Genomic DNA, 9,337 nt, shown 5'->3' with positions numbered 1-9,337 from the left:
TTTCCTTAGCTTGATGGCGATGTTGCCGTACCCCTAGAAGGTATAAAGCTTATCTTTTTTTATGGTATTTGAATTCCAAATTATGCTTGAAATCGTTGATGTGTAGTCAACTGATAACACATGCGCAGGGAACATTTACATAATGAACTGTACAATAAGTTATATGGGCATAAAGTATATTCTCTTTTAACTATTTAGAAAAGATAGTAATAGTGAGACTGTTTTTTTATCAGAATCGTGTATTTTCCATACTATTTTTCAGAAAAGTTTATAAAGTCCGATAATATTAATTTTTGTTAAATTGAACAACTAGTTTGTTTCAGTTGTGATACATCAAAGTAATTAAAAAATAAAATAACAATATTATCCAGATGATATAACGTTAATAACTTGTTGGATATGTTTGCCTTTAAAATATACGATATGGTAGTCTTGTAATTTCATGTACTGAATTGAATTTTCATAAAAATATTTTGGATTAAATTTATTCCCCCTGCACCTTTGGAATAGCTGTTACATATAATATTTCAAGATACAATGATTATAAATAAAGTGAAAAGGAATGATATTAATGGGGATGCCAACAATTCCAGAAGGTTTAGATATTACTAGAGACCAAGCAATCAATATTATTTTAGCTTCTATTGGATTAGAAGAATTAGGGCTAGCTCACGTAATTAATGCAGAGGGCGAAAAGGTGCAAGCAGTTGTGGCTGGATTTGAAAAAGAAACAGTTACCTTTGACCAATTATTAGCTACAAATGAAAGTGTAACCCAAACTCTTAAAACGGTAATAAAAAAGGAAATGTTATTACAATTTAAGTTAGAAGAAGCTAAATCGCTAATACAATCATCTTCGCCACCTTCTATTTCTTAGTATAAAAAATAAGTTTAATTTATTGCATGTAAAAAAACAGGAGTTTGCTATTTAAAACTCCTGTTTTTTGCACATAACAAATTACGGCAATTTATTAAGAGCTGAATATAATCTAGCTGCCTGTAGCCAGACCTTATATCTTTTTAAAAGTTCTATAATATAAATTTTAAAGTAAAAGGAGAATTTTTAAATTTTAATTCTTAATTTCATGGGAATATTCGGTGTGGGAAATTAATTTAATCTTTTTTTCCAAGCCCCATAGTCTGGAAAATTTCCTTGTAGTTGTGATAAAGTATCGTCAGCCCATGATTCACCGCTAAAATCTCCCAGTATGATACGATGTGCATTACCTTCAAGGCATTTTGTCCAAACCCCATAGCCTGGAAAAATCTCTTTTACTTTACGCAAAGTATCAGCAGTCCATTCGATACTGTTAAAATCTCCGAGATGAATCTGATAAATGGGTACCAATTTATTTTTATCTACTTTTGGCTTTAATCCAAAGTATTCAGCGATACCATGTGCATGTGCTTCAGCAACATGATATAGAAAAGTGGCATTATTAAATTTTAATATTTCAGTATGATTCATGAATAAGTTTTCTGTTAGAACAGCCGGCATGTTTGTTCCTCTTAAAACGGCAAATGAAGCTTCCTTCATTCCTCGATTACGAAGTCCATGTTTAGCATAAAAAGAAAAGATAGAATGGTGTGTCACTTGCTGTAAACGTAGTGTATCACCTGTAGTACCAGGAAAACGAAATGTTTCAAATCCATTACCGGGAACACCGTTTGTAGCACCACTATTACAATGGAATGAGACAAATATATCTGCGCCGAACTGATTGGCCATATTGCATCTTTCTTGAAGAGTTTTAAATGTATCATTAAATCTAGTCATACCTACTATGATATCGTCATAATGTTCATTTAAATATTCATATGTAGATAAAGCAAGTTCTAACACAATATTCTTTTCTAATAAGGAATGCCCAACGGCACCTGAATCATGTGCACCGTGTCCAGCATCTAACCAAACTTTAACCATATCCATCGCTCCTCTTCTCTTAGTACTTTATTATATGTAGTAACATATAATAAAGTACTTGAAATTTAGCTAACATGTAAAAGAGTTTAATGAAGAGAATCATGTATAGAGAGTTTTATAAGATAATAATTCAAAAATAGATATTAAATTGGTAGCGGTTGGCCATAAAGGCTTTGTTAAAGTAATAGAAAAATATAGGAGTAATTTAAGTGGATAGGATGTTAAAGTCAATCTTGAATTATTAGAGTTATTCACGCATTAAGCGATATTGTCTTAAATTTTTAGGATGTTAAGCTATTCGTTATATTTCACATATGATCAAAGAAATCAATATGTTCTAAAGCTCTTTTGTCCCTTATGTATCTTCTGAAAGAACTATTTTTGCATATATGGGCATAGTAGTGAATATAATGTTTACTACTTGTCAAATTTAAATGGTCCCAAAATATAAGTGAGGGGTGAAATAAATGGGAATTCCAAATATTCCAGAAGGATTGGATATAACTCGTGAGCAGGCAATTAATATTATCTTAGCATCAATTGGATTAGAAGAATTAGGACTAGCCCACGTAATTAATGCAGAAGGTGAAAAGGTTCAAGCAGTTGTGACTGAATTTAAAAAGGGAAAAGTATCGCTTGATCAATTGTTGGCAACTAACGAGAGCACGGTAGATACTCTCAAAACAGTAATAAAAAAAGAAATGCTGTTACAGCTCAAACTAGAAGAAACTAAATCAATATTAAAGTTATGTAGTTGTAGAAAGTCATCCGATTATTAAGATAAATAGTTCTGTTGTAAAATTTTTTACATTAAACAAATTCAAAAATGCGAAATCCTTGTCATTTAATTGTTAATAAATTCTGTAATTCAGTTTAAGCGGGACAGATGGATTCTATTCGAAGGCTGTGTTTTTGTTGATGTGGAGCATGATCTTCTTTTGTTCCTTTTTATGGAAAGTAAGAAGGGAGGTTCGAAATCTTATGGATGTAGCCAACGGCTACCAAAATAATATTTTTCTTGAAAAATGTCTCTTTAAAATATTTAATTATTCCCCTCATTAATTTTACAAATTTATCTTACTGCAGAAAACTTTACAACAGAACCATTTCGTATAACTCCTTACGATGCACTTAATTTTGATAAAATTGAGTATAATTCATATAAATCACTCTAATGTATACAATAACAGATTTGTAGAATCTACGTTTTGTAATGGCTTGTATTTAATGGGATATTTCTCTGCAGTACTATAAATAAAGCCACAAAAACATGTACGTGTGTATAATGTCCTATGACTGATGGTAAAGTGCTGAAATACGAGCTGTAAAAAATAGTCTACAGCTCGTATTTAGATAGAAAAAGTATATTTTGATAAATTGGATAGGAACCAATTTGTCCCCCATATTCATTCTGTTTACATGAGGAGAAGTTTCTAGTTCACATGACAAGATGGAGCATATGAATTTTTATATTGGCTTTTATGCAGTTATTTTGTATACTAAATGTGAGTTTTTCTTAAAGTAGGCAATATTTTAGTCTCTATGAAAACAAACTAATCTGTTAATTATATATGTGGTAAAACAAGCCCTTATGTCAATGTACATAAGAGCTTGTTTTGCATGTTTACCACTATTTTATGTACAATAATAGAAAAACATCATATGAGATGGGGAGGGGAAAACCCATGTTCAACCAACAATTAGTTAATTTACGAATTGATTTTGCTTTTAAACAATTATTTGGTACAAGTGGAAATGAAGATATTCTGGTTGCTTTTTTAAATGCCATGTTACAAAATTCATTAGAATCATCAATTGTTTCTTTACAATTAGAAGATCCGTACTTACACCGGGAGCATGAAGAAGATAAATTATCAATTATCAATTTTAGATATTTCAGCGGCATTAGATACAGGAACAAAGGTAAATGTAGAAATACAGCTTAATAATAATCACGATATGATTAAAAGAAGCTTATATTACTGGGGAAGATTGTATACTTCTCAATTACAAAAGGGGATGCCTTATAGTTTTCTTCATCAAACAATCACGATTAATTTATTAAACTTTGAGATGTTTCCAAAACATGAAGCATTTCATACAACAGGAATCTTATGGAATCAGCAACAACAACAGGTATTAAGTGATGATATAGAAATTCATATTGTGGAGATTCCCAAGCTAATGCAGCAATGGTGTAATGAACAAATTAATCCTTGGGAAGACTCTTTTGTTCGCTGGTTATTATTACTCACAGCAAATGAAGATGAAAAATTAACCCAAACATTGGAGGATATTGCCATGAACCAAGATCCAATTTTACAAAAAGCAATGAATACATGGGAACGTATGAGTCAAGATTCTTCTTTCCGCCAAGCGTATGCAGCGAGAGAAAAAGTTTTAATGGATGAAGCTGCAAAATTTGCTTATGCGGAGCAAACAGGTATCGAAAAAGGAAAAATGCAGCTTATTCGTGGTATGCATAAAAATGGAATGGCAATAGAAGATATTGCAAAATTTTCAGGATTAACAGAAATGGAGATGCGACGATTCTTACAAAATTAAATTGCTGAGTTACTATAATAACTTTTATAAAATCCCCTTATCTTTAATAAGGGGATTTTTAGAGTGCTGAGAAACCCTTTAGGGTTTCCAATATTCGTAATATATCCTTTTTCACAAGACGTAAACGTCAGCCTTTCTTAATTCTCCTAACAATCCATGAGCGTAACATACCCATACCCAGGTCCTCTTTTATTTTCATCATATGTTATAATAAGTCGATTTAATATATATGCTAGTTATTTTTCAAAACGTTCGTATTATTTTATGCGCAGAGAGTTTGGCTACATAGTTATTCGAACAGATAAATAAATAATTAACAAGTATTACTAAAAAGAGACGGAGTTAAATTGACCTCGTTTATCAACGCGCTGAAAAAAAGAAAATATTATCTAGTTTAGATTCTTCATTTTTTTAGTAAACTGGATAAAAATTTTGAGCGCGTTTGAAAAGAAGTAAAACATCTTAATACAAAGAGCTCCTAATAGAATTATTTTTATTTATCTCTCTAAAGTACTATGGCTATTTCTAGTTATTTTTTTATAAAATCTTACGATTTTATTGGATTAACATTCAGATTTTGAAGAATATTATGATTTGGACGATGTAAGCTATAGTTACGAACATTAAATACATCTATAATGGGTGCATTATAAGAATCTAAAGCTTGAACTACAGTAAGAGCTTTCATTTTAACTTCATATCGTGCACTATCTTTTATTGTAATGAATAATAATTGTTGTTTTTGAACATCCACAGTAATTTCAAATGCTATAGGCAATATTGCCATAAATCTACCTGTATCTTCATTTTGAATAGAAAATAAAATTTTATAAAAATAACTTGTTTGAGTAGCTGATAAATTACGCCAAACAATCCAATTTTCATCTACTTGAGGTTCTAAATTTGTAAATGTATTTGTAATAGCAGATACTACGCTGTTCCAAAAATTAGCACTATTGATAACGAGCCCTAGCACACTTCTAATAATTTCTTTAATTTGACTAATCATAACTGAAACTTCAATTGTTTGATGAATTACACTTTGATTAATAGTTCCTGTAACTCCTGCATTAGGAAGACCATTTGCAATTTGTAAAGCTTTTTCAAAATTGAAATTTAAGGTAAGTGGATCTATAGCTCCTTGAAATGTATTTGTTAAACGAATTGCTTGAGCAATGTATTGTGGCTCTACATAAAAAATTTCATTAAAATTAGTTATATCACTGGATGGAACTGTTAATGCAATATGCCTAAACGGTTTTTTAATAATAGGTCCTGAACAGTGATATTCACCATTGTTTTCTAAATTATTCAAATTATTAAGGTGCATATTTTAATAATCCCCCTTTTAAATTACTATTTATTTTCCGAACGTACGGTCTAAAGTAGTAGTTTAAGACGATATCAACTCTTAGCCTTGACTATAATTGATATTCAAGCATCAATTATTTTTTAACAATGGTTCATATCTTTTTTATATAGACTCCCCTCCTTCATTATCTATGTAATTATTATGTTTAATACAATTAACACAGATATATGATAGATGTAGTTTTAAATATTCTCATTCTATGTATCTATTCCTTTAATAATATTTCTACAAATAACCTCATTATCTTTAGAAAGCAAAAAGAATCCTTTCTTCGACAACGTTTTTTTTATTTTTTTCAGCTAGTCTATATGTACATAAAAAAATTAGAGAAAGTCTAAGGGGTTGACATATTGTGTTAAGTATGGGGATTTGTATGATTTTTTCAGGAGGACTAACAACTATTTTACAGAGCCAAATGATAACCGTGAATATGAAGTTGTTATTGACCATGTATTATTTGCGTGCTAATTGATTTCTTTGTTTATTCGCATCTGGGAAAACAAAAGAAATGTTACTACCGGCCCTTTTTTATAGTAAGGATTGCGATTATTCGATTTCGAAAAAAATTGGAATTAGCTATAGACGCGCACCTATCTTCAAAAACTACGAGAGCAAGCGGTAAATAAGAATAATCTATGTATGATACTTAGAGAAGGGGGGAAATCATGGGACATTGGTATGAGCTATTAGTTTCATTGATATGTGATGGCAAGATAACAGATGCATAATCTATAATTATTCCCGTACAGCCTTTAGAGGAAGATGCGAAAAATTATAACCAGAAGTAAAGGGGATGTTTAGGATAGTATAAAAATCAAGACCATAAGTGTATTTATTTGAGAGGTACCCAATATAACATGGAATAAGATAAAGAAAAAACTCCCTTTATAGAGGGCGTCGCACCTCAATAACTTGAAGGTATATATTTATTAATCTTTGGATTGTTATTATAGCTGTTTTTTTGTTGTATACTCCCGAAAATCGATTTGAATTTTCTGAATATCGAACAATATATTATTTTGGATGCTTGATAACCACTAACGATATGTATGGAAAATTATTTTGAAGTGAAAAAATATGGTCAAATAAAAATGGAATAATTATATTGGTACAGAAATATGATTGGGATTAGTGAGTCTATAATATAGAAAGGAATGTTTTGTTTTTTGTATATAAGTTGAAAAAGATTTCTGTAAATTGTCCAGAGACTGTATGTGTAGATTGAGTATTGGAACATATCGTTAATTTTATATTTTAATATAATGATATGAATTATACAAGGTCTAGATAAGAATTGTTCATAGGAATCCGTATCAATTTTTTCAAGGAATATGTATTTGCACTTTTGGTCTTTTTAAATCGTATGAATTCAAAATAGTTTATATCAATCTTTGTTACACCAGAAAAAGATTGTATCCAATGTGAATATAGGAGGAATAAATATGAATTCAGGCTATCCGTTAGCGAATGACTTACAAGGGTCAATGAAAAACACGAACTATAAAGATTGGCTAGCCATGTGTGAAAATAACCAACAGTATGGCGTTAATCCAGCTGCGATTAATTCTTCTTCAGTTAGTACCGCTTTAAAAGTAGCTGGAGCTATCCTTAAATTTGTAAACCCACCTGCAGGTACTGTCTTAACCGTACTTAGCGCGGTGCTTCCTATTCTTTGGCCGACTAATACTCCAACGCCTGAAAGAGTTTGGAATGATTTCATGACCAATACAGGGAATCTTATTGATCAAACTGTAACAGCTTATGTACGAACAGATGCAAATGCAAAAATGACGGTTGTGAAAGATTATTTAGATCAATATACAACTAAATTTAACACTTGGAAAAGAGAGCCTAATAACCAGTCCTATAGAACAGCAGTAATAACTCAATTTAACTTAACCAGTGCCAAACTTCGAGAGACCGCAGTTTATTTTAGCAACTTAGTAGGTTATGAATTATTGTTATTACCAATATACGCACAAGTAGCAAATTTCAATTTACTTTTAATAAGAGATGGCCTCATAAATGCACAAGAATGGTCTTTAGCACGTAGTGCTGGTGACCAACTATATAACACTATGGTGCAGTACACTAAAGAATATATTGCACATAGCATTACATGGTATAATAAAGGTTTAGATGTACTTAGAAATAAATCTAATGGACAATGGATTACGTTTAATGATTATAAAAGAGAGATGACTATTCAAGTATTAGATATACTCGCTCTTTTTGCCAGTTATGATCCACGTCGATACCCTGCGGACAAAATAGATAATACGAAACTATCAAAAACAGAATTTACAAGAGAGATTTATACAGCTTTAGTAGAATCTCCTTCTAGTAAATCTATAGCAGCACTGGAGGCAGCACTTACACGAGATGTTCATTTATTCACTTGGCTAAAGAGAGTAGATTTCTGGACCAATACTATATATCAAGATTTAAGATTTTTATCTGCCAATAAAATTGGGTTTTCATATACAAATTCTTCTGCAATGCAAGAAAGTGGAATTTATGGAAGTTCTGGTTTTGGTTCAAATCTTACTCATCAAATTCAACTTAATTCTAATGTTTATAAAACTTCTATCACAGATACTAGCTCCCCCTCTAATCGAGTTACAAAAATGGATTTCTACAAAATTGATGGTACTCTTGCCTCTTATAATTCAAATATAACACCAACTCCTGAAGGTTTAAGGACCACATTTTTTGGATTTTCAACAAATGAGAACACACCTAATCAACCAACTGTAAATGATTATACGCATATTTTAAGCTATATAAAAACTGATGTTATAGATTATAACAGTAACAGGGTTTCATTTGCTTGGACACATAAGATTGTTGACCCTAATAATCAAATATACACAGATGCTATCACACAAGTTCCGGCCGTAAAATCTAACTCCTTGAATGCAACAGCTAAAGTAATCAAGGGACCTGGTCATACAGGGGGGGATCTAGTTGCTCTTACAAGCAATGGTACTCTATCAGGCAGAATGGAGATTCAATGTAAAACAAGTATTTTTAATGATCCTACAAGAAGTTACGGATTACGCATACGTTATGCTGCAAATAGTCCAATTGTATTGAATGTATCATATGTATTACAAGGAGTTTCTAGAGGAACAACGATTAGTACAGAATCTACGTTTTCAAGACCTAATAATATAATACCTACAGATTTAAAATATGAAGAGTTTAGATACAAAGATCCTTTTGATGCAATTGTACCGATGAGATTATCTTCTAATCAACTGATAACTATAGCTATTCAACCATTAAACATGACTTCAAATAATCAAGTGATTATTGACAGAATCGAAATTATTCCAATCACTCAATCTGTATTAGATGAGACAGAGAACCAAAATTTAGAATCAGAACGAGAAGTTGTGAATGCACTGTTTACAAATGACGCGAAAGATGCATTAAACATTGGAACGACAGATTATGACATAGATCAAGCCGCA

4 protein-coding genes and 2 pseudogenes are annotated in these 9,337 nt (G+C 31.1%); 4 read left to right on the top strand and 2 right to left on the bottom strand.

Features of this window, described 5'->3' with window-relative positions; translation table 11 throughout:
- Positions 1 to 571 precede the first annotated feature (571 nt).
- Positions 572 to 877, top strand: coding sequence for a hypothetical protein (locus RT27_RS30130; protein WP_000525745.1), 306 nt, complete (start codon positions 572 to 574; stop codon positions 875 to 877).
- A gap of 231 nt (positions 878 to 1,108) precedes the next feature.
- Here the strand turns inward: RT27_RS30130 and RT27_RS30125 are convergent, their stop codons facing one another.
- Positions 1,109 to 1,924: an N-acetylmuramoyl-L-alanine amidase gene (locus tag RT27_RS30125; protein ID WP_231577705.1), complete on the bottom strand. Its 816-nt coding sequence runs from the start codon at positions 1,922 to 1,924 to the stop codon at positions 1,109 to 1,111.
- A gap of 467 nt (positions 1,925 to 2,391) precedes the next feature.
- Between RT27_RS30125 and RT27_RS30120 the strand changes: the two genes are divergently transcribed.
- Together RT27_RS30120 and RT27_RS30115 are read left to right on the top strand one after the other, a co-directional pair.
- Positions 2,392 to 2,703: a hypothetical protein gene (locus tag RT27_RS30120; protein ID WP_000512651.1), complete on the top strand. Its 312-nt coding sequence runs from the start codon at positions 2,392 to 2,394 to the stop codon at positions 2,701 to 2,703.
- A gap of 906 nt (positions 2,704 to 3,609) precedes the next feature.
- Positions 3,610 to 4,489: pseudogene (locus RT27_RS30115) on the top strand (Rpn family recombination-promoting nuclease/putative transposase).
- 547 nt (positions 4,490 to 5,036) lie between these two features.
- On the opposite strand, the gene RT27_RS30110 reads toward RT27_RS30115, so the two are convergent.
- Complete coding sequence (locus RT27_RS30110; protein WP_052497727.1) at positions 5,037 to 5,819, bottom strand: type-2Aa cytolytic delta-endotoxin; 783 nt, start codon at positions 5,817 to 5,819, stop codon at positions 5,037 to 5,039.
- Between the two features lie 1,484 nt (positions 5,820 to 7,303).
- Here RT27_RS30110 and cry4Ba point away from each other — a divergent pair.
- A pseudogene (cry4Ba, locus tag RT27_RS30105) lies at positions 7,304 to 9,337 on the top strand (pesticidal crystal protein Cry4Ba); the annotation flags it as partial.

The sequence above is a fragment of the Bacillus sp. L_1B0_5 genome, assembly GCF_000836715.1.
Lineage (GTDB): Bacteria > Bacillota > Bacilli > Bacillales > Bacillaceae_G > Bacillus_A > Bacillus_A thuringiensis_S.
Note: the sequence above shows the minus strand (reverse complement) of the source record. Positions and strands in the feature narration are given on the sequence as shown.

Coding starts and splice junctions, on each gene's coding strand:
- RT27_RS30130 (WP_000525745.1), top strand. CDS start 572: ATGGGGATGCCAACAATTCCAGAAGGTTTAGATATTACTAGAGACCAA.
- RT27_RS30125 (WP_231577705.1), bottom strand. CDS start 1,924: ATGGTTAAAGTTTGGTTAGATGCTGGACACGGTGCACATGATTCAGGT.
- RT27_RS30120 (WP_000512651.1), top strand. CDS start 2,392: ATGGGAATTCCAAATATTCCAGAAGGATTGGATATAACTCGTGAGCAG.
- RT27_RS30110 (WP_052497727.1), bottom strand. CDS start 5,819: ATGCACCTTAATAATTTGAATAATTTAGAAAACAATGGTGAATATCAC.